The sequence below is a fragment of the Leptothoe sp. ISB3NOV94-8A genome (genome assembly GCF_043421595.1).
GTDB classification, from domain to species: Bacteria; Cyanobacteriota; Cyanobacteriia; order Phormidesmidales; family Phormidesmidaceae; genus Leptothoe; species Leptothoe turfae.
On the sequence record NZ_JAXSQW010000001.1, the window covers coordinates 3564105 to 3584738 of the forward strand.

The 20634-nt window shown below is 49.6% G+C and carries 20 protein-coding genes and 1 pseudogene; 8 read left to right on the top strand and 13 right to left on the bottom strand.

Annotated elements, in window-relative coordinates; all coding sequences use genetic code 11:
* Window positions 1-9 precede the first annotated feature (9 nt).
* Window positions 10-1101 (bottom strand): hypothetical protein, encoded by a 1092-nt coding sequence (locus SPB21_RS15060; protein WP_499867038.1) that lies wholly within the window; start codon window positions 1099-1101, stop codon window positions 10-12.
* A 345-nt stretch (window positions 1102-1446) separates the two neighbouring features.
* Here SPB21_RS15060 and SPB21_RS15065 point away from each other — a divergent pair, with 345 nt between their 5' ends.
* A complete protein-coding gene (locus SPB21_RS15065; protein WP_163667906.1) occupies window positions 1447-2235 on the top strand; it encodes a DUF4058 family protein in 789 nt (262 codons plus the stop codon).
* Here the strand turns inward: SPB21_RS15065 and SPB21_RS15070 are convergent.
* From SPB21_RS15070 to SPB21_RS15085, 4 genes and pseudogenes are all read right to left on the bottom strand, one after another.
* Window positions 2233-2307 (bottom strand): annotated as a pseudogene (locus SPB21_RS15070) (PIN domain-containing protein); the annotation flags it as partial. The gene SPB21_RS15065 and the pseudogene SPB21_RS15070 overlap by 3 nt on opposite strands.
* A 50-nt stretch (window positions 2308-2357) precedes the next feature.
* Window positions 2358-3992, bottom strand: a complete 1635-nt coding sequence (locus tag SPB21_RS15075; protein WP_499867039.1) for a glycoside hydrolase family 3 N-terminal domain-containing protein — start codon at window positions 3990-3992, stop codon at window positions 2358-2360.
* A 192-nt stretch (window positions 3993-4184) separates the two neighbouring features.
* The gene (gene rbfA / locus SPB21_RS15080; RefSeq protein WP_163667902.1) at window positions 4185-4607 is read right to left on the bottom strand and encodes a 30S ribosome-binding factor RbfA; all 423 of its coding nucleotides are present in this window, start codon (window positions 4605-4607) and stop codon (window positions 4185-4187) included.
* Between the two features lie 92 nt (window positions 4608-4699).
* On the bottom strand, window positions 4700-4897 hold the full coding sequence (locus SPB21_RS15085) for a DUF751 family protein (protein WP_006515175.1): 198 nt from the start codon (window positions 4895-4897) through the stop codon (window positions 4700-4702).
* 111 nt (window positions 4898-5008) lie between these two features.
* On the opposite strand from SPB21_RS15085, the gene SPB21_RS15090 reads away from it, so the two are divergent.
* Complete coding sequence (locus SPB21_RS15090; protein WP_499867040.1) at window positions 5009-5851, top strand: DNA adenine methylase; 843 nt, start codon at window positions 5009-5011, stop codon at window positions 5849-5851.
* Window positions 5852-5863: 12 nt separating this feature from the next.
* On the opposite strand, the gene SPB21_RS15095 is transcribed toward SPB21_RS15090, so the two are convergent.
* A complete protein-coding gene (locus tag SPB21_RS15095) occupies window positions 5864-6595 on the bottom strand; it encodes a HepT-like ribonuclease domain-containing protein (protein WP_499061846.1) in 732 nt (243 codons plus the stop codon).
* A 131-nt stretch (window positions 6596-6726) separates the two neighbouring features.
* On the opposite strand from SPB21_RS15095, the gene SPB21_RS15100 reads away from it, so the two are divergent.
* The gene (locus SPB21_RS15100) at window positions 6727-7590 is read left to right on the top strand and encodes an alpha/beta fold hydrolase (RefSeq protein ID WP_499867041.1); all 864 of its coding nucleotides are present in this window, start codon (window positions 6727-6729) and stop codon (window positions 7588-7590) included.
* 20 nt (window positions 7591-7610) lie between these two features.
* On the opposite strand, the gene SPB21_RS15105 is transcribed toward SPB21_RS15100, so the two are convergent.
* From SPB21_RS15105 to SPB21_RS15120, 4 genes are all read right to left on the bottom strand, one after another.
* Window positions 7611-9824, bottom strand: a complete 2214-nt coding sequence (locus tag SPB21_RS15105; RefSeq protein ID WP_499867042.1) for a protein kinase domain-containing protein — start codon at window positions 9822-9824, stop codon at window positions 7611-7613.
* Between the two features lie 187 nt (window positions 9825-10011).
* Complete coding sequence (locus SPB21_RS15110) at window positions 10012-11301, bottom strand: proton extrusion protein PcxA (RefSeq protein ID WP_163698411.1); 1290 nt, start codon at window positions 11299-11301, stop codon at window positions 10012-10014.
* Between the two features lie 92 nt (window positions 11302-11393).
* A complete protein-coding gene (locus tag SPB21_RS15115) occupies window positions 11394-12803 on the bottom strand; it encodes a DCC1-like thiol-disulfide oxidoreductase family protein (RefSeq protein WP_499867044.1) in 1410 nt (469 codons plus the stop codon).
* 138 nt (window positions 12804-12941) lie between these two features.
* Window positions 12942-14147: an NAD(P)/FAD-dependent oxidoreductase gene (locus tag SPB21_RS15120; protein WP_499867045.1), complete on the bottom strand. Its 1206-nt coding sequence runs from the start codon at window positions 14145-14147 to the stop codon at window positions 12942-12944.
* Between the two features lie 252 nt (window positions 14148-14399).
* On the opposite strand from SPB21_RS15120, the gene SPB21_RS15125 reads away from it, so the two are divergent.
* A complete protein-coding gene (locus SPB21_RS15125; RefSeq protein WP_163667884.1) occupies window positions 14400-15113 on the top strand; it encodes a 4'-phosphopantetheinyl transferase family protein in 714 nt (237 codons plus the stop codon).
* 97 nt (window positions 15114-15210) lie between these two features.
* Here the strand turns inward: SPB21_RS15125 and SPB21_RS15130 are convergent, their stop codons facing one another.
* Entirely contained in the window at window positions 15211-15726 is a 516-nt protein-coding gene (locus tag SPB21_RS15130; RefSeq protein ID WP_499867046.1) for a pentapeptide repeat-containing protein, read from the bottom strand.
* A gap of 345 nt (window positions 15727-16071) precedes the next feature.
* Between SPB21_RS15130 and SPB21_RS15135 the strand changes: the two genes are divergently transcribed.
* Window positions 16072-16566, top strand: coding sequence for a tetratricopeptide repeat protein (locus tag SPB21_RS15135; RefSeq protein WP_163698414.1), 495 nt, complete (start codon window positions 16072-16074; stop codon window positions 16564-16566).
* Between the two features lie 9 nt (window positions 16567-16575).
* On the opposite strand, the gene SPB21_RS15140 is transcribed toward SPB21_RS15135, so the two are convergent.
* Window positions 16576-17553, bottom strand: coding sequence for a M23 family metallopeptidase (locus tag SPB21_RS15140; RefSeq protein WP_499867047.1), 978 nt, complete (start codon window positions 17551-17553; stop codon window positions 16576-16578).
* Window positions 17554-17711: 158 nt separating this feature from the next.
* Between SPB21_RS15140 and SPB21_RS15145 the strand changes: the two genes are divergently transcribed.
* From SPB21_RS15145 to SPB21_RS15155, 3 genes are all read left to right on the top strand, one after another.
* A complete protein-coding gene (locus SPB21_RS15145; protein ID WP_163667875.1) occupies window positions 17712-18239 on the top strand; it encodes an adenine phosphoribosyltransferase in 528 nt (175 codons plus the stop codon).
* 74 nt (window positions 18240-18313) lie between these two features.
* Entirely contained in the window at window positions 18314-19366 is a 1053-nt protein-coding gene (locus SPB21_RS15150) for an ABC transporter permease (RefSeq protein WP_431732049.1), read from the top strand.
* 3 nt (window positions 19367-19369) lie between these two features.
* Complete coding sequence (locus tag SPB21_RS15155) at window positions 19370-19774, top strand: hypothetical protein (RefSeq protein ID WP_163667873.1); 405 nt, start codon at window positions 19370-19372, stop codon at window positions 19772-19774.
* A gap of 127 nt (window positions 19775-19901) precedes the next feature.
* Here the strand turns inward: SPB21_RS15155 and SPB21_RS15160 are convergent, their stop codons facing one another.
* Complete coding sequence (locus SPB21_RS15160) at window positions 19902-20318, bottom strand: hypothetical protein (protein ID WP_499867049.1); 417 nt, start codon at window positions 20316-20318, stop codon at window positions 19902-19904.
* Window positions 20319-20634 lie beyond the last annotated feature (316 nt).

Consider the following 20634-nt stretch of genomic DNA (forward strand, 5'->3'; position numbering starts at 1 on the left):
CAACGATGTCTAATGTTGTTGTCTAATCGCCCATAACCCACTTCCGACTACCCCAAGGGCAAGCAACAAACTGGGTTCTGATACAGATTTAGCATCAGACTGAGCTAATAGAGTTACGGGCGAACTGCTTAGATCTGTTGTATCTGCCAAACCTGACAGCACTGGCACCGGGGCGGATGTCGCGAAAAGAGGAGTATCTTCTGTGGCGACCTCAGGAGGATGGGATGGGAGGGTGAGATTAGGCAACACATGGGTGGCGATATCTTGCACAATGCGATCATGCAATCTTGTATCGTCGTCTATGGTGCGGTGGGTGATGTTGCGATCGCCAAATAACTCCTCCACATTAATATTCTCAGACCCATTAACGTTGCTTGCTCCCCCTAAATCAAACAGGTCCCAACCTGGCCTAAAAAAGTTAAAGCGGTTACGACGCTGGTAGTAATTAATGCCAGTTTGCACATTAGGGGGCAAAACCTCATCTTCTTGGTCCCTCCCAGTCAGTGGCTCATAGGAATCAATCTGTACCAGCAGATCAATCGGCGAAGGCGACTGACCGGTAGCAGTTCGCATCGCGGACAGACCTCCGCCACTATAGCCAATTAGACCAATAGCACCAACATCGTCAAACTGGTTAAGAAAGGATAGCCCTTGAGCACTGCCCACTTCTTGAAAGTTGAAGATATTCCCCTCGTAAGAATCAAAGACTTGAACGGTCAAGTTATGGTCCGGAAAGGCTGTGCTGATACGATTGGCGAGGGTATCCATACCTGGTGGGCCAGAATCACCACTTAAAGAACCCAGTAAGCCACCGGCCCCTCGAAATAGACCAATGACGGCCCGTTCGCCCAGGGTAAGCTTGGCAGCTTGGGCAGCCGTAGGACTGAGTACTGCAACTGAAATGATCAGCAGGCTGAGCCCAACCCCCTTGGGAGTTACACGCCTGACAGGATCATACTTTTGGGGAGGCTGCGGACCTTCGGGAGGATTTAATCTGAAAAATGCTGATATCGGGCCAGCCCGCCAGCTCGCTTCATCCCCTGAATCAGCAACGGTATTTTGGATCGCCTGCCTGAAGCATTTTGAAAGCCAATGACTCATTTGCCGCACCGGGTAAGTTTTAGCGTGTTGCCATCAACAATAATCCATACAATGTTGGCACAGCCCTTCTGTGCTAACAATATTGCAAGCATTGATTGAAATTATGGATCGATACTGTCCTCGATACTGAAGGCATCGAAGAAGGTTAAATCCTTGAAATCTTCCATGTCCTGGGCGAATCAATTGATGTTGTGACGGCACCTAAGTCTGCTGTTGCTCCACTCAGTCTCGTTTTAGTGTGGCAGAGCCACAGTAGTCTTCTCCAGGCTGAGCCTGGGAACAAGGAAAGGGGAAGCAGAGCTATGATTAATCTGAACACTGCAAGCTTAAACTGTCACAGCCACCATGCCCTCACCATTTCCAGGGATGGATCCATATCTAGAACAGCCAACATTCTGGTCGTCTTTTCATAGTCGACTAATTGTAGCGATTGCCGATACCCTAGCCCCTCAACTTCGTCCCCACTACTTCATTGAAGTTGAAACCAGAACTTACAAAGATATTCCTGACGATGAGCTACTAGTAGGCATTCCAGATGCAGTAGTTTTAGCCGGTATCGCCCAAAATAATCCGAAGCCACCAGATTCCCCATCAACACCTGGCATAGAAGGACAATTTCAGCCTCAAACCGTTACCCTACCCATGCCAGCGGAAATCAAAGAACGCTATCTAGAGGTGCGTGAAGTCGGTAGTAATGCCGTTATTACAGTGATAGAAGTGCTGTCTCCCAAAAATAAGCGGAAAGGTAAAGGTCGCAATGTTTACGAAGAAAAGCGACAAACCATTTTAGGTAGCGCTTCTCACCTAATTGAAATCGATTTGTTGCGTAGCGACTCTCCAATGCCAATGCAGGGAGCCGTACAACTTGCCCATTACCATGTCTTGGTCAGCAGAGCAGAACAACGCCCTCAAGCAACACTGTATGCAGCCACCATCCGTGATCCATTACCGGAATTTCCAGTACCGCTAAAAGTCGCTAACGAGAAGGTCTTGGTAAACTTGCAAACTATTGTTGCAGGGGTATATGAGCGAGCCAGTTACGATTTACGCATTGACTACTCGCAGCCGTTGCCACCCCCTAGGTTTTCTCAAGCTGACAAAGACTGGATTGCTGCACTGTTAGAGTCGACATAATGCTTGGGTTTCCAAGGCAATACGAGGTTGCGTTTGGTCATCAAACGGTCGATTTAATACGCTTGTATCCAAAAAATCCTTATCTGCCCTCCCCCTAACCTAATTGACAGAACGCAAATCCGCTAATCTGTAAAACTTTGATCCACCGCCCTAACAGCAACTGCTTCACCCATTAGAGTTGTCAACGCTAATGTCTGAGCCATCGACATCTGCCCATAGCTAAACACCCAGGGCACATCATCCGTCAGCGACAACTTCTCCAATAAATAAGGACTGCCGTAAACAACCACCGCCTGCAAATCCCCTGCAAGCATCTCCAAATACTTGCGGGCCAACTGAACCACAGGCTCCCCACGCCGAAATGGATTATCCCGCACAAACAACTGCACCAGTGTCGGCAAACCTGTCCTCGGCAACTGTGACGACCGACTATCCAGCAGCGTCAGCCCATAGTCCCATCCCATCGGCTCAGTAATCGCCGGAGCAGTCCTCGATAAATACCGACAATTCAAAACATCGTCTACGAGGATCACATTTTGCCCCGGTCCCTTTGGCCTAAACTCAGCACCCCCCCGCCGACTTGATGCTTTCAAAATAGACCTTGCTAGCCCTAACGTCTCAGGCTGTGCCAGCTGCTGCACCTGAGTTACTGGCTCCGCAGGCTCCCAATTATAACAGGACGGCCCAGTCCCCAAAGGCCCCGAAACCTTATACTTAGCTCGCCAAATGCGCTCCACCGATGCCCGAATCTGGTCCTCATCTATGCGACCTACCCGTACTGCTTCGCAAATTGCCTGAATGCAACCCTCCGCATCCGCAGGCATCATGATCACATCTGCCCCCGCTTCCACTGCCAGCACCGCTGCCTCGTACGGGCCATAGGTTTCCGTAATCGCCCCCATCACCATCGCATCGGTGACAATCAACCCATCAAACCCCAGATCCTGACGCAATAGCCCCGTCAAGATTGCTTTAGATAACGTGGCAGGATACTGCTTATCTAAAGCAATCAAACAAATGTGGGCCGTCATCACGCTATCTACGGCCTTACCTGCCCCAGTAAAAATCGCGCCCTTAAATGGCAAGAGTTCCACCCGATCTAACCTGCTTAAATCGTGGTCAATAACTGGCAAACTCAGATGCGAATCGATTGACGTGTCTCCATGGCCCGGAAAATGTTTCGCCGTTGTCAGTACTGGATACTCCTGCGCTCCCTCGATAAATGCTTGGGTCAGTTCAGCAACAATCTCCGGTGTTTCTCCAAACGCCCGTACATTAATTACCGGATTTTCTGGATTATTGTTCACATCCACCACTGGAGCCAATACCCAGTTCAGACCAATGGCCATGGCTTCGCAGGCTGTGCACTGGCCAAACTGATGGGCATAGGTTTTCGCTAGGGATAAATCCGTTCGGGCAATTTCCCCTAAGGCCATGGGTGGTGAAAACCAGGTGGCACCACTAAACCGTTGACCCACACCTTCTTCAATATCCGCTGCCATCAAGAGGGGAATATCCGCCATGGCTTGGAGTGCCTGGCAACGTAGGGCAACTTCAGCACCGCTACCGCCTAGCAGGATGACACCACCTACGCCCAGATCAGTGATGTAGTGTGCTAACTGTTCTTGGTTGGCTTCCCATTGGGGATATGCGATTTCATGGTCAAACAGATGCCCGGTGGTCCGAACCACAATCATCTGGGCGACGAGCTGCTGTAGTGACAGGCTATCTGGGTCGGGGAGAATGGGTTTTAGCATTTACGCCGTAGGGGCATACCGACGTGCACCCTCCGAAATCTAGACAAATTAGACAAATTATCAATATCTGATTTGCATCAATGTGCATTTTTCAAGATCTAGGCAAATTATCAATATCCTGCATTGGGCGCACAGCAGTGCGCTCCTACGGAATCATGCTAATTTGCTTAAATTTGATGAAAATTGTGGTTCTTACAAACCATCCTCATCTTCAACGGCACTGGGTACCACAGTCGGAATACCATTCTCATCAACGCTATTGCGTTCGTGCTTCAACCGGCTCAGTAAGTTGAGCACGTCAGTGCCCTGCTCAATTGAAATATCCTCTTTGAACATGATTTCGGGTGTACGTCTCAAGCGTAACCGCCGCCCCAATGCCCCGCGCACATAGGGTGTGGCTGCTGCTAGGCCTGCCATTGTTTCGGCTTTAGCTTCGTCAGTGCCGTAAATGCTGACAAACACCTTGGCGTGTTGCAAATCACCGGACACATCAACAGCAGTGACACTCACCATACCCGCTCCGACACGGTCATCCTTGATATCGGACACCAGCATCTGACTAATTTCACGCTTAATCGACGCCGATACCTTTGCTACTCGACGACTTGTTGCCATGATTTTCTCCTATTTATGAATGGTGGGGATTTTGAACGTAGGCGATGCCCACTCGTCCACCGATTATTGGGGGGCCTCCTTTGTGGGGGGCCCTATGCTAAACCCAGCATTGCTCTCAGGGTAAAGGTTAGGAACATAAAGCCAGCCACTATAGCACCTACCAAAGCAATTGCAGTCACGCGATTTTCGAACAACGGTAGAAGGGGCTTAACAATGCTGTAGAGTACGCCCAGGGTAAATGTAATAAAATAACGCGGATACCGCGATACATTGGAAAAAAAGTCTTGCATCGTCTAAATTAAGGCTCGGCAGCAGCCCTTGGAGTTAAGCAGCTTATTATAGGCTCTATCTATCCTACCGTAGGTGCTTGCTTCTCCTGAGAGGAAAATTCTTAAGAGTTTATGGTTCAACTATCCTCCCCATCTGTAGCGCTACGTCCATTCTTAAAATGGGCTGGGGGTAAACGGCAGTTAATACCGGAACTACTTAAGTATGCGCCTGATTCCTATGGTCGCTACTATGAGCCATTTATCGGCGGTGGGGCATTGCTACTCACCTTGCGGCCTGAACGGGCAACGATTAGCGATCGCAACCAGGAACTGATCAACTGCTACCAGGTGGTCAAAGGCTCCGTCGATGACCTCATTCAAAACCTACAGCAACACCGAAACGAGAAGGCCTATTTCTACGAAGTCCGTAGTTGGGACCGTCAGACTGACTTTATCAATAAAACTGCAACCCAGCGGGCTGCCCGCATTATTTTTCTTAACAAAACTTGTTATAATGGCCTATTCCGGGTCAATTCCAAAGGTCAATTTAATGCCCCCTTTGGTCGCTACAAAAACCCTACCATTGCCGATGAAATCGTTTTAAGAAACGTCAGCGCCTATCTAAATCTGGCCAATGTCACCATCCGACAAGCAGACTTTGCCGTCGCCGTTGCTGATGCAGGCCCAGATGATTTTGTCTATTTCGACCCGCCCTACGATCCGGTGTCTACCACAGCATCGTTTACGGGTTACTACAGAAACGGCTTTGAACGCGCTGAACAGGAACGATTGAAAGCGGTGGTCGATGACCTCACCATGCGGGGCTGCAAAGTACTGCTGAGCAACGCCTACACAGAATTTATTCAGGACCTGTATCGGGACTATCGCTGCGTACGGGTCAGCGCCACTCGGGCCATTAATTCAAACGCAACAAAGCGCGGCAAGGTAGACGAAATTCTAGTGATGAATTACTGATATCGAAATCCTTTATTCATCCACTTCCGGTAATGGTGGAACGAGCGGCTTAACCTGCCCTAAAATCTGCGGAACTTCGTCTGACACAATTTGCCAAAGGCGAGCATAGTCAATGTCGTCGTACTTGTGAATGATGATATTTCGCAATGCGATCGCACCACTCCAATCAACATCTCCATGGGTCGCTTGAAAATCAGCACTCAAACGATTCGCCGATTCGCCCATAATCTCTAATTGACGCTCTACAGCACTTTGAAACAGTTCATCGTCTAACAAATCGTCGTAGGTGCGTCCTACTAGAAACCGAGCAATGGCTTCCATCGCTTTCACCATGTCAAGCAACGCAGCATTATTTCGGGCTGTCTCGGTCATTGTGGGCTCACACTCTATCAAGTTCGTAAAATTCCTTTGCTCTGACGGATAAAGCACACAATAGGTGCGCAGTATTTCTGCCCGGCTAAAGGGATTCAGTAGTAACCGTTTTTGGGTTAGGTCCACCTCACGTCTAACTAGCTGGTTCAGTTCCCACTGAACGTTCTCGCTATTTAAATAATCCCCATCGCTATTAAAGACGACCAACACGTCAATATCGCTATCCTCTCGAAAATCTGTTCGGATAGCAGAACCAAATAGCCCCAGTTCCTTAATATGCCAGCGTTGACAAAAATCAATAATTTCAGACTCAGTCAAGTTCAATCTGTCCACCAGCACAGACGGCAAAGCTGAAACTGTATTGGTTTTCATACTTCACACCTCTTGCCCCATGGGCTTATTATCACCTCTTTTATTGCCTATGTCCCAGATGGTTACTGCACTATACCTATAGCCACAGACAGGGATAAAATTGGCACCGACTTCATTATGAAACGAGGACCATGGCAGTCTATCGCTGGCAGCAGTATACCTGCGCCTATGAGACACACAATACAGAAAGCACCGAAACGCCTTTGCTTTTAATTCATCCCATTGGTGTGGGGCTAGCGGGCAAGTTTTGGCAGCCATTGATCGAACAGTGGCAGGGGAGACCCCTGTATGTGCCTGATTTATTGGGTTGTGGCGACAGTGATTTACCCAGTCGTGCCTATAGTCCCCGCGCCTGGGCGGAGCAGCTGCATTACTTTATTTCGGAAGTCATTCAACGGCCCGTCATCATTGTGGTGCAGGGGGCGCTGCTACCGGTGGCTCTGGAACTGATGGCAGATAAAACCATGACTCAGTCGGTCGCAGGAGCGGCCCTATCGGGACCACCGGCCTGGCGCTTGATCACTGCACCGACACCGCAGTGGCGACAACGGCTGAACTGGTCGCTATTTAAATCGCCCCTGGGCTGGGGCTTTTATCAATACGCCCGCACTCAAAAATTTCTCAAGTCATTTTCTGAACGACAGCTGTTTGATCGAGCAGAGGATGTCACTGATGCCTGGTTAGCCATGCTCAAGGGCGGCTCGCGGGATATGGGCACTCGCTATGCCGTGTATTCGTTTTTGGCTGGGTTTTGGCGACAGGATTATGGGGCTGCGATCGCAGCCATCCAACAGCCCGTCCTTGTCATCATGGGCAAAACCGCATCCACCATTGACCGAACCGCTCAAGACACAACAGCCCAGCAGCGTCTTGATGACTACACTGACCATTTTCCCAACGCCCGTGGCGTCTTTATTCCAGGACGTAATGTGCTGCCCTATGAATCAACAGCTGAGTTTATTGATGCACTTTTACCCTTCGTGAACGAGCTGTAGACTTGCCAATGCTAGAGCCACTAAAAATCAACGATGGGAGTATCAGAGGTATCGGTATCAGTACTCTGGTCACTGCCATCTGGGGTTTCTGCGTCAGCATCATCCGTTTCATTATCAGGGGCTGTAGAGTCACCACCTTCAGATGGAGTTTCATCCGTCGCCTCATCTCCATCGGGGGCTGAGCCTTCATTAGTCGGCGGCGTATCACCACTCTCAGCCTCCTCCTCACCCGTCTCATCTGGGGGAGGTGTGGGGCGAATGTTGTCGACAGCCGTTGTCAGGGCATAGTTGAGAGGATTGGGAGAATTAGATACCACCACCACTTCGTAATAACCACTTTGGGGCAACCGTCCTGACCAGGTAGTTTCAGATGAATCAGACAGCAAAAACGGCGTGTCTTGGGTGGGCTCCGGCAAATAGAGAGACATTAACGTACTCTCCTGAGGTGCTTGCAAATTGAGCCGCAAATTTTGCCCGGCTTCCAGATCCAAGACAAATACTTTCCCTTCACCAGGGGTTAGCTGCCCAGTTAACCGTTCTCTAAACGTCCCCGGTTCAAACTCTACCCGTTCCAGGGTGTCGCCAGACTTCAAATCATCCACACCATCTTGAGCCAGGGCATACCATACTTGACCAATGGGCTGATCCAAAATCCCATCGCGTCGCTCTTGAGGAAAAATAGCCGTAAACTTTGCATCGGCCAAATCATCCAGGGCCCGACTGCTGACATTGAGCTGATTTACCGTTCTGCGCCAGCTTTCACGATCGTCAGCTCCATAGGCCCCCAATCCACGTCGCGCTGGCATACTCAAATGCAGCTCCAGCGTATCAAGAGTATCCATCGATAGGTTGTCCCAACGTAGTCGCAACGGAGCATCTTCCATCGACACCGTTAAGGGACGCCCCCGGAGGTTTGGGTACTGCTCATAGAAACGCTGATTTACCCAAAGATTGAGCCAAGCTTCGCCCACACCTAACGATTGACGCCGCTCTAATAGTTCCTGTTTACGAGCACGTTCATCTGGGGTGATCCCATTTTGCACATCCTCAACAGGATCAGGCTGGGATGCTCTTTGCCCAAAAGGCCAGCGCGGGCGGAACCCCAATCCCACCACCAATGCCAGGATCAAACTCGTGATGCCCAGTAACGCTAGCAAGCCAATTGTGGCTTGAATAAACCCGCTTCTATCGCCAGTTTGCTTCATCGGACTAACAGCACTAGGTGTATCTAGCGTCGTTGCCGTTAATGAGGGAGAAACAACCTGAGTTGCCTCGGTGGTGGGATAGACGTCAGCATCGTTGCCACCGACAGAACTACCACCATCAGTGTATATAGGCGGCAGCTCAGTCTCATCAAAGGGTAGATCAGCCTCTGCTGGCATTTCTTGCCCAAACATCTCTCCTTGCAAAGCCTGCATCACCGCAGCAGCAGAAGCATAGCGCTGCACTGGAGATGGAGCCAACATTTTCTTGAGCACCTGATTTAGGGGTTCACCCAGGGTGACAAAACGCTCCCAGTTCCAGACGCCTTCGTAAATGTCAAAAAGTTCTTGAGGTTCTTTTCCAGTGGCCAAAACCACCAGGGTTGCCGCCAGGCCGTATAGATCGCTGGTGGCATCCACCGAGCCAGACTGAAACTGTTCTGGCGGCACATAGCCAGCTTTACCAATGCGGGTCTTATTGGCTGCCGCTGACAGCTCTTGCTCCACAGTTGCGGCGATTTCTTTAACGCTGCCAAAATCAATCAGCACTGGCAGCCCATCCTGGGTGCGTAAAATCAAGTTCTCAGGGGAAATATCACGGTGAATGATATCCAAGCCGTGAATATAGTCCAGCACTGGCAGCAGCTGATACAGCAACTGGGTAATTTCCGTTTCACTAAAATGACCGCCATAGTCCTGACGATTTTTTAGCAAGCTACGGTACGTAGTCCCTGCCACATAGTCTTGTACCAGGAATAGCTGGCCGCCTTCCCGCATCAACTCGCGAAATTTGGGAATCTGGGAATGCTCCAACTGATAAAGTATCTTGGCTTCCCGCTCAAATAGTTCCTGCGCCTTGGCTAATAAGCCCGGATCGTCAATTTGGGGCACAAATTCTTTCAACACGCAAAGCTCTTTAAACCGATGTAGGTCCTCAGATAAATAGGTACGACCAAACCCCCCTTCTCCCAGTTCTCGCAGTACGTTATAGCGTGCGCCCAACGGGGTGCCAGGTTCCCAGGGTGTGCTCATTGATCGGCTCCTTCACAGGTGAGTGTGCGCCCCACTAAAAGTTGATCGGGGGAAGTATCCCCCTACCAGTATCGGGACTAATTGGTCAGTGTAGTGGGTTTTCCCACGGATGCAACCACCGTCTTTAATTTTTTTTATGGCCATTGGTAAAGACATTCCATGGAACGTCTCTACCAGTGGCCTCCCCCTATTCGTTCATATTTTTGTAGGTGGCCACGGCGGATGGCGAAATCCGATTGAGATAACGGAAAATCCAATACTTAAACACCGTGTCTAAAATCACCGGGAACGTGGCAATGAATAGAAAAATGAAGTCGCGGTTGGCCGGAAACCCCAGGTGGCGCGATAGACCTTCCAATAACACCTCCCAGCCATGGGGAGAGTGGAATCCCACGAAAATATCCGTGAACAGGATGATAATGAATGCCTTGGCACTATCGCTCAAGCCGTAAACAATTTCATCGATAAAGGCCTTGAGGGTGGCAACCTGACGTTTGCAGGTACTCAACAATAGTGAAAACGCGAACACCGCAAAAATATCGGCAAAAACATTTTTGACTGAATCGGCACTACGTTCACGATACTCTTCTTCAATATCTAAGGCTTTGGCTAATACTCGCTCTTCTAATTGAATTTCATTCAGGGCAGCCACTTTGCCTAAAATCACCTCAAACCGCAGTCGCTCTTCAAACTGCTGTAGTTCATGTAGGGCTTCTTCTTCCATCTCATCGTTGAGAAATACCTCAGCTGCTGTGGTTTCGCGCACATAGTCCACCACAGGGCCAACAATGAAGTGCTTGGTCAACTGCTGGGTAAGCAGGGGCACAATCACCAGCAGCAATATAAAGCGTAAGGCTATTTTCGTCTTATTCTGAGATTTGCGAAAACCGCGCATCACGTCAGCTTCAGCCTTAGGATCGAGATCTTGTTTAACCCGATCGACCGTACGCAAGATGGAGCGTGGTAACACGCTACTGCGAGCGGCTAGTCCGGCTCGGCTCTTCTCAGTTTTGCCTGCGACATTATTTGAATTTTGCTGAGTTGTCTTGGTGTCATTGACCTTGCTCAAGGTGAGCGAAGCAGACAGGTCGTTGTAGCGCCCCAAAATCTCATCAATAAACCGTAATTTCTTGAAGATGATGGCAGATTGATCAATTAGATCGAGGGTATATTCATCCTGCTGATCGTCGTAGGACTGCACTTCCATCTGCCGCCCTTGAGAAAGGCTGGATCGAGTAGCTTCAAATTCCTCCATTCGCTGCCGAATTAGGGCAATGTTACGCTCAACTTCTCCTTCGATGTAGCGATAGGCACTGTCCCCGTACTCACTATTGTCTTGAGTGATGGGTTTACCGTCGAAGTAGTCGTCTTCTATCTTTTTGATAGCTAAAGCAGCTCCGTAGGCCTGATCAAGTGATTGGTCAGGAGACTTAAAAAGCCACTGCCCTGCGTTGCGAAAAAATGCGCGAAGCTGCATGGAGATACTGGGGTGCGCTGGAATGCCAGAACTATAGTATCAAGTCCAGGGAAGTGGGGAATGGGGAGTCTTGGGTAGGGTTGCGATCGCACTCAACTCTCTTGTCCATCAGCATCAGGGGAGAAAATGTGCCAGGACTGATCCAGCCGGGCCGCTTGGCCTAAAGGGGCTAGACTTCGCACTATCGGACCATCGGTTACCTGACGCAGTAACGCCACAGCCGGTTGTTGACTCGTAGCCATGGCATCGTAGGCAGTAATACTGCGCAGATTCAACAGGGTAATCAACAATAGCGCAACCAGAGCGAGCAAGCTGAAAACACGGTGGGAGCGGACGGTAAACGACTGATATTTAAAGGGCTTGGTAAAGTTACCAGCAAAGCGACGATTACTGGCAATGGTTTCATAGAGGCGAGTACCCACGGCCATCAGCGGAGGCACTCGTAGTACATGGGCTAGGGGCCGAAACACAGGTGAGAGACTAACCACATAGGCAATGCCATGCCATTTGTAATGATGCTGTCCCTGCCAATCGACAATCACCCAGGAGTTGTGGGTTTCCATCGCGGTCTGGATCACCGGATCACTCTGGGTAATTTGCAATGGGACTCGACGCGGCAAAATTAAAAACGTCCGAATCAGATGCACAACCTTTTTGCAAAAGCCGCACTCCGCATCGTAATAAATTTTGAGTCCTAGGTGTTTGGGGGTAAATGTGCGCTCAGCTAAGTTATCCCACACCGATGAGGGCACAAAGGCTAACCAGGTAATACAGCTGATCATAGGCAGTAAGCCCAGGTTTAAGGTAAGTGCCCCGCCCATGTGGAAAAGCAGCAAGAGCACAACGGCCAACAGGCGACAAACATCAGTTTTGATTGGGCTCCAGAGTAGCAGGGGGCCTACCCATGCCAACACCATGGCCATCATACCCACCCCGGTACCACCGCTCAGGGGTTGAGACAGGGCAGACGCTATATAGATATAGCTTTGTTGAGCCATCAACCCCACGGTGGCCATGGTCACAATACGTTTCGGCTGGGGAGTTTTGGCCATGTTTAATGCCTGGTCCACTGAGTAGCTGCTGCCCGACGGTAAAAACATGGCCCAGAAAACCATGGCTCGCAGCACATCGTCAGCTGACGATACGATCAGAGGGTTGCGGTTATGCAATGAGATCAACATGAGCCAGGCCACGATGGTAGCCCAGCGAGTACGATAGCCGATCAGCATGAGTAGGGCACTAAAGGTTGCGATCGCAAAACACCCCCACTGCCACACCACTGAGCCACTTAACGCATGAATCGACCAGTACCCTGGCAGCCAAAGTTCTCCCAGGGCACTAAGAGGCAATGTCCCCTGGTCAGTATAATCAGTCACTACATTGCCCAGGCGGAACCACACATCGAAGAGAATCACCAACGCCAGCCCCAAACGCAGCAGCGCTAAGGAACGTAAATCGAGACCGTAACGATGTTCAAGGGGTTTAAGCCAGCGAGAAATCATGGCAGAAAACAGGTAACAAAGGAGCACGTAGGGTGGGCAGTGCCCACCTCACAAAAAAATCAACGCAAAGGTAATTTAGCAACCATTCACCCAGAAACACTTAGGCCAGTTCAGTAACCCCCATCATCCAAACCAATTCTACGATTTCTTAAACGGCCAAAGTCCAGCGACAATCTGTTGTAGGGCACGACGGGCCACCTTCAATCGATGCCGATTGGTGGGTAGACGATGAATATACACAGCTCGGCGAATAATGCCACCTAGTTTTCCACCCAAACTAAGGCCAAAGCTCCATACCCCAGCGGTTCCCTTGCCAAGGGCCAACATGTCACCCAGGTGCAAATAGCGAAAAGATTTGGGCTGTCGCTGTCGCGTCATATAGGCCAAATTGCTAGCCACAGCAGCGGCAGCTTGATAGGCAGCCTGGGCGGTGTTGGGAATCGGCTTTGGTTGAGCCGCCACATCTCCAACCACAAAAACATTGAAATAGTCTTCTAGCTGTAGCGTAGAACGCACCCACACCTGTCCCTGATCATTAGTACGCACGGGGGTACCTAGCCATTCGACTGGCTCAGTTCCCGTAGCCCAAAGGGTGAGATGACTGGGCACCTGACCCTCGTCTAACCCCACTGTAGTAGGCCCTACCTGATTGATCTGGGTTTGTAACAGCACGTCTACATTACGCTGCAACAGGGCATCCATGGCCTGACGCTGCAGTCCTTTAGGAAAGGGCTTAAGAATTTGATGACCACGATCCACCAACCGCACCTGCCCTTTTTGACCAAGACGATCAGCGACCTTTGTCGCCAATTCAACACCACTCGCTCCAGCCCCAATAACGGTGACAGCAACCGGGTGTGCAGCCTGGACCAGCTGATCTAACTGAGCCTTAACAGTCACCACATCATCAAGGCTGCGAAACGTAATGGCATGCTCACGAATACCAGGAATTGGCAATGGTCGCGTTTTAGCACCGGTAGAGACCACTAGATAGTCATAGGGGAGACTGTCACCCTGACGCAGCATGACTCGCTGCTGTTCTAGATCAATATGGTCAGCCCAATCCTGCTGCCATTGGACATTGGTCCCCATTAACAAGCTCTGGTAAGCAGGCGCGACCTCCCAAAGCAACAACTCCTCAGTCAAAACTTCGTATAGCAGTGGTGTAAAAAGAAATCGTTCGCGAGGCTCGATCAGGGTAATGGCACTGTCCCTAAGATGACGATATTTCTGCAGATATAACGCCGTATACAAACCGCCGAATCCACCACCAACAATCACAATACGTGGGCAATAGTTAGTGGAACGACCGGAATAAGACGTTTGCGCAGGAGATAGGGCCATATGGACTATTTATTTAATAGCAATAACCGGTAGTAATACTTCCAGATTTACATAAAGCGATTGACTATAATTCTGACCATGGGTGCTCTAACGTTTAGTTGTTTAGAAGCCAACATAGTCACCAACGCAGCATCCCCCACAGTCGCTGCAGTCTTGGGCTACAAATCCTTGCGGTCAACAAGATTGACTCGGCAACCCTCAGGATTAAGATGATGAAAGCCCTATGGTTAATTCTGGCAGCTTCTCAAGACTATGACAAAGGCAATCCAAGACAATCTTGAGCATAGAACTTGGAGGCAAGCTCCAGCTGATTGCTACCAAACCATAGACCACAGCACAATGGATCTATGGCGCATTCCCCTGGATCGACCAGCACAAGTGGATTTACTGTCAAAAGATGAGCTCAACCGCATGAATCGCTATCGTTTTGCCGCCGATCAGCGTAAATTTGCAGTTGCCCGCAGTAGTCTACGTCAGATTTTGGCCGGTTACTGTCAAACCAGTCCTGCTGACCTTATTTTTAACTATGGGACCCATGGCAAGCCATCCCTGCACAAGCATTGTGACTGGCAATTTAATCTCTCTCACTCAGGTGAATATGCCCTGTGTGGTGTTGCCCAACACGTTGTTGGCGTAGATATTGAGCAATTGCGCTCTATGGATAGATTAGACGGCCTGATCAAGCGTTGCCTGGCACCATCAGAACAACAGTCCCTTGCCAGCATTTCACCCACACAGCACAGCAGCGCTTTTCTAAAATATTGGACATGCAAAGAGGCCTACCTCAAAGCCACAGGTCAGGGTATCAGCGAATCGCTAGCTGGCATTGAAGTTGACCTGTCACCAACACCGCAATTAAAGGTAACAGGTCAACCATGGCAGCTACAGATATTTACTCCCTGCGACGGATATACAGCAGCTGTGGTTGTCGCACCAGAGATCACTCAAATACGGCTTTGGGCCTAAGGAGAGGACTATAAACTAGCAACCCGATGGCCGAAATGTAGCAGCTATTGCATCCCCTCATCCACATCCCTAGTGGATAAATTTACGCCACACAGCACTAAACCAAGGCAGGCGGTTCAACTGATTTGGCAATCACTCCATCCAGGCGCACATTGGACCAGTTAACACCCCGCACAATCGCACCAGTCAAATCAGCACCACTCAAGTTGGCATAGGATAAATCAGCACCACTCAAATCAGCAAAACAGAGCTTAGCGCCCTGTAGGTTTGCCCCCTGCAAGTTTGCCTGCCTAAAATCACTCAAACGTAAGTCCGCCCGCTGTAGTGATGCATCGGATAAATCGGCAAATGTGAAACAACTGCGCAATAATAAGGCTCGACACAAGTCGGCTCGCTTCAAATTGACCCAGCTTAGATGGGCTCGCCAAATCATCGCACCCACCAATTGAGTTGCTTCCAGATTCGCCTGGTTCAAGTTAGCCCATGTTAAGTCCGCATAATTCAGACATGAGCCATTCAGCGTCGCTTCAGGCAGCTGGGCCTCACGCAAATCTGCTCGATCAAACTGACGCTGACCAATGTTATATCGTCTAATTAACTGAGATGCTTCCAAAGGTGGTTCCTCAACCGCTAGTGCAGAGTCGGATAGGGTTACATCGCCCAAAACAGCAACTTGTCAGTACAGCACCGAAAGTGTGCAGGCTTTTGTAAACTTATATTAATGTAAACTAATGTAACAATTTACGAGACACGACGCAACCTCAGTTTTTGTAGCTAATGCCCTTTGCATCATGAAACATTGAAATACAGGCGGGGTAGCCTAATGCTTCAGTTTCCTTCAATTATGTTGAACTCCGGTTCACGTAACTTCATCCCATAAACCTTATGGTCGATGGGGTTGCTTCGTAGCAATCCGTGGTAACAATATCGAAAATAACAGAGGTCAATTAGGCGATTAATGGCAAAGCAGTGGTTATGGAGCTCACTTTTAGGTTTGTCGATGCTTTTGCCTGGGACAGTGGCCCTGGCGCAAATTGAAACGACGCCGGAGCCAGAAGACGCTTATACCCAAGCAATGAACCTGGGCTATACCTATGCAAATCAATTTGATTATCAGACAGCACTCATTAACTTTCGTCGGGCTTTAGAGGAACGGCCAGATGATGTTTATGCCCTGAATGCGATCGCAAACATGGAGTATTACATCAAGCGTAATCGCCTTGACGCTATTCAAGCAGAGGTCGATACCCTTCAAGCCCGGCTAAACCTGGCAGCTCAAACCAAAGATTGGGTCTGCGTTACCGCCACTGTCGATGAGCTTATCCCCTATGCTGAGGGCCTAGAACGAGAGCGTCTAACCGGCTATCGCAGCCAACTCACAGGCGTTCTCGACTCTCGCACAGATGTAGAATTTTGGTCTACAGTGTGCAGTCCCGATCAGCCATTGCAATAAAAACTGGTATTACAGGTCCGCTAGCTGACCGTCACGAGATAAGGTTTTACCCGTCAGAGCCGCTTCTAGAAACTGTTTTGGAGGGTCAATATAATTTCCGTCGAGTTTGACTCGAAAATCATAGTGTTCGCCTGACCCCAGACCGCTATTGCCAGTCAGGGCAATCACTTCGCCGCTAGTAAATTGGCCCGAACGGCACTCATTTTCTAGCAAATGCAGGGACTGAAACACTAGTTTCGGGTAGGATTCTGTAGTTTGATTGGCAACCCAGCCACCGCCATCCACATCCCACCAGCATTCCACCGTAACCTGGTCTCCCGTCACCCCCACCGCATACACCGGGGTACCTGACGGGGTCGCCACATCCACACCATTATGGGGCACATTAATGGCACCTGTTACCGGATGCACAGGCCGGATGCGCATATGGTCAGTGACGTCATAACCTGCGATCGTATCGCCCGTCTTCAGGGTCAACGCACTCTGAAAATCAACTATGGCTCTCTTAGGCCCTGACAGCCGCAGGTCTAACACATAGAGAATGGGCAACAAAATAAGTGACGCGCAGGTTGCCGTCAGGGCTAGCTTTGGCAATCTGCCAAGGGAAAATCGAAGCTGTTTGGTTTGAGACGCTCCTTGATTAGTTTGAGACGCTCCTTGATTAGTAGGATAGGGCTTTACCTGGGTATTAACTGAATCTGACGACCATGCTGTGACTGTCCGAGCCTGGGCTGTGGGAATATCCGTTGCAAACGTTCCCCACGGCTCATCACTGACTGGAGAGCTCCCTTGATCAATAGGCGGTCCCACTTCATCGGCAGTGACAATAACCAGCTCACCATTGCCTAGTTTTTCCAGTAGCTCTGAAATACTGCCACAACCCACCGCTTGCGCCGCCGCTTTTGAACCGTGCCAGGCCTGCGCAGATACTGTAACGGTACAGCGACGTTTAGCAGGGGCAGCTGGCGACTGAGGAACGTTATTCACAGATAAACACAGCCTCGCGGACATTTTCTGCCCCTTATCCTACTGGAATCTCACCGGAAGGCAAGGCAAAACTGACAGGTTGGTCAGTCCCACACGTGACCGACACAACAACAGCCCCACAGAGTATAAAATAGGGCCGTCCTGCATCAGCCCCCACCGTGAAGTCCACCACAGATATCCATGCACTGATTCGTGAGATACCCGATTTTCCCAAACCTGGCATCCTTTTCCGAGATATTACAACTCTGCTACAAAATGCTGACGGCCTGAGAGCCACTATTGATCTGATGGCAGAACAAGCCGTCAACCATCAGCCAGACTGCATCGTCGGCATTGAATCCAGAGGCTTTATCTTTGGCATGCCCCTTGCCTACCAACTCGGTCTGAGTTTTATCCCCGTCCGCAAACCCGGCAAGCTCCCCGCCGCTGTCCACCAAGTCTCCTACGCCTTAGAATATGGGCAAGATAGCCTCGAAGTACACCAGGATGCTCTAGATACCGGTCACCGCCCCCTGATCGTAGATGACTTACTGGCCACTGGCGGCACAGCAGCAGCCACAGCAAAGTTGATTGAGCAGACTGGCGCAACCATTGCAGGCTTTAGTTTTGTAATTGAGCTAAGCGAATTGAATGGTCGCCAAAAACTCCCTGACGGAATTCCCATAACCACGCTACTGTCATACTGAGATCACGCCTGTAGGGGCGCAGCATGCTGCGCCCCTACAACGAAATTCTGCACCCAACTTTAATTTCGTTGCCCATGACTGCAGAGCCCACTTCTACCCAATCTCGTTCACCATTGCAAACACTGCAGATGGTGCTCACCAGTGAGACGACGCTCTATGTGCTCAAGCGCATTTTGCAGGCATTATTGACGCTTCTACTGGCCTCAGCCTTTAGCTTTTTTATCATTCAGCTAGCACCTGGGGACTTTTTAGATGCTCAGCGACAAAATCCACAGATCTCTCCTGAAACTATCCAGCAGTTTGAAGAACAGTTTGGACTCAATAAACCCATTTGGCAGCAATACTTTCAGTGGATTTACCAGGTGGTCACCAAGCTCAATTTTGGTGTGAGTTTTGCCTATCAACGCCCAGCGGTAGAAATCTTGGCAGAGCGTATCCCCAATACGTTGCTGCTATCCATTGCATCCATTATCGTTACCTGGGCCATTGCAATTCCTCTGGGCATCATTGGGGCCGTTAATCACAACAAATTTACCGACCGTATCCTACGGGTACTCAGCTACATTGGCCAAGGTTTTCCCGCCCTAATTACGGGTCTGCTGTTGCTATTTTTTGCTCAGCTCACCACTCCCCTATTTCCAGTGGGCGGACGCACCAGCATCAACCATGACGACCTCAACTGGATTGGCAAAGTGCTAGATGTGGCTTGGCACATGATCTTGCCGACACTGGCCCTCAGCATTACCAGCTTTGCAGGCCTACAGCGACTGATGCGGGGCCAAATGCTCGACGTATTGCGACAGGACTATATCCGTACTGCCCGCGCAAAAGGTCTCCCAGAAGAGCGAGTCATTTATACCCACGCCCTGCGCAATGCCATCAATCCTTTGATTACTTTGCTAGGGTTTGAATTTGCAAGTTTACTGAGTGGTGCATTTATTACTGAATATTTCTTCGGCTGGCCAGGTCTGGGACGATTAACGTTACAAGCAGTGCAGTCCCAAGACCTGTACTTGATTATGGCCAGTCTAATGATGGGAGCCACCATGCTAATCGTTGGTAACTTGCTGGCTGACCTGGCGCTGTCCTTTGTGGACCCGCGCATTAAACTCTCAAAGATGAATTAGACCATGCAGCCTTTTAGGTCCTACAGTGGTCTACTTGTCGGCTTTATAGTATTTGGCATCGTGATTTGGTTAGCAAACCGGGTCCACGGTGAATTAAACGACCCAGGCTTTGCCCAAACGATATTAATTGCCGTTTCCGGTTGGGCCGGGGGATGGTTAGTAGGGTTCCTGGTCGCTCCAAACACCAGCAATGAACTAAAAAATCTCTCTCAAGCCACCTCTACCATTACGGCCTTCGTTGCCGGGTTCATCATGGCAAAAATAGAACCTTCATTTACCCCGATCTTTGCTGATGGCCAGCTGATGAATGAACCCATCTACGGCATTCGTGTATTAATCTTTATCATCTGCTTTGTGGTAGCGGCTATTAACATGTATGTATTCCGTGAGTTTAACGGACGGTATTGAAACATGTACGCTGTGTTTCTCCAGAAAAAATTCAACTTCCCCCAGGTACGGTCATGCGAAGGCAGCGTGCATTAAAGCTTACTATCCTCGGTAATGCTGGCTTGGACAATACAACTGCATTTTAGTGTCATTGAATTGTCCAGTTTCCCAACTCATCTCGATAGAGTGTTTCATCAGAAAACTCAAAACACAACGTTTCTGAGTGGAGTAAGTCTCCTCCGTGACGTGGCATTTTAAGATACATGGCTACTTGGTCCTCGTTGACGAACACAAGCACATAGATATCGTCACGCTTTTCTATACCGGTTCGAACTTCTACATCCCAAGGAAATCCAAGGGTAGATTGGGCCATATTATTGGTGGTATATGGACCAAGTACACACATGCGATTCCAAGTGTTAGGGCCAATGGAAGCCAGGCTCAATTCACGATCATTGGCTTGCAGATCGGCGACAAGACTGCGCTGGGGAAATAGTCCTCCCATGCGGCATCCAACCATAGTGGACAGCAGAAGGATAACTAATAGCAAGTGGCGATAGGTCATCAAGGCATGCTGTCCAGTAACAGTGCACTAATAGGTTATTCAACTTTCACCGGTTCACGCTGTCCGTCCGCTGAAATATCCACAAAGTACCAACCCTTTTTGTGGCATACCTTTTTGCATCAACTGTTTCAAATCTCGTATGTAGCTTCAGCAACGTTCGTTCTCTTTCTGATGAAAAAGTTGTCTACCCCCCTCAAGGAATGAACTATGATTTTTAAGTTTGACTTCTAAACAAAGGTCTCTAGCCAACCACCCCCACCTAGATCAATTAAGCTTCGCAACAGGAACGTAGGCGATTGAGAATTTTTCTCTTAGC

Bases quoted from the DNA above. Each gene is read 5' to 3' on its own strand.
- SPB21_RS15155 (WP_163667873.1), top strand. From the start codon at position 19,370: ATGCAGCCTTTTAGGTCCTACAGTGGTCTACTTGTCGGCTTTATAGTA.
- SPB21_RS15090 (WP_499867040.1), top strand. From the start codon at position 5,009: ATGGTTCAACTATCCTCCCCATCTGTAGCGCTACGTCCATTCTTAAAA.
- SPB21_RS15125 (WP_163667884.1), top strand. From the start codon at position 14,400: ATGACAAAGGCAATCCAAGACAATCTTGAGCATAGAACTTGGAGGCAA.
- SPB21_RS15065 (WP_163667906.1), top strand. From the start codon at position 1,447: ATGCCCTCACCATTTCCAGGGATGGATCCATATCTAGAACAGCCAACA.
- SPB21_RS15095 (WP_499061846.1), bottom strand. From the start codon at position 6,595: ATGAAAACCAATACAGTTTCAGCTTTGCCGTCTGTGCTGGTGGACAGA.
- SPB21_RS15160 (WP_499867049.1), bottom strand. From the start codon at position 20,318: ATGACCTATCGCCACTTGCTATTAGTTATCCTTCTGCTGTCCACTATG.
- SPB21_RS15120 (WP_499867045.1), bottom strand. From the start codon at position 14,147: ATGGCCCTATCTCCTGCGCAAACGTCTTATTCCGGTCGTTCCACTAAC.
- SPB21_RS15075 (WP_499867039.1), bottom strand. From the start codon at position 3,992: ATGCTAAAACCCATTCTCCCCGACCCAGATAGCCTGTCACTACAGCAG.
- SPB21_RS15060 (WP_499867038.1), bottom strand. From the start codon at position 1,101: ATGAGTCATTGGCTTTCAAAATGCTTCAGGCAGGCGATCCAAAATACC.
- SPB21_RS15115 (WP_499867044.1), bottom strand. From the start codon at position 12,803: ATGATTTCTCGCTGGCTTAAACCCCTTGAACATCGTTACGGTCTCGAT.
- SPB21_RS15085 (WP_006515175.1), bottom strand. From the start codon at position 4,897: ATGCAAGACTTTTTTTCCAATGTATCGCGGTATCCGCGTTATTTTATT.
- SPB21_RS15150 (WP_431732049.1), top strand. From the start codon at position 18,314: ATGACTGCAGAGCCCACTTCTACCCAATCTCGTTCACCATTGCAAACA.
- SPB21_RS15105 (WP_499867042.1), bottom strand. From the start codon at position 9,824: ATGAGCACACCCTGGGAACCTGGCACCCCGTTGGGCGCACGCTATAAC.
- SPB21_RS15110 (WP_163698411.1), bottom strand. From the start codon at position 11,301: ATGCAGCTTCGCGCATTTTTTCGCAACGCAGGGCAGTGGCTTTTTAAG.
- rbfA (WP_163667902.1), bottom strand. From the start codon at position 4,607: ATGGCAACAAGTCGTCGAGTAGCAAAGGTATCGGCGTCGATTAAGCGT.
- SPB21_RS15135 (WP_163698414.1), top strand. From the start codon at position 16,072: ATGGCAAAGCAGTGGTTATGGAGCTCACTTTTAGGTTTGTCGATGCTT.
- SPB21_RS15100 (WP_499867041.1), top strand. From the start codon at position 6,727: ATGGCAGTCTATCGCTGGCAGCAGTATACCTGCGCCTATGAGACACAC.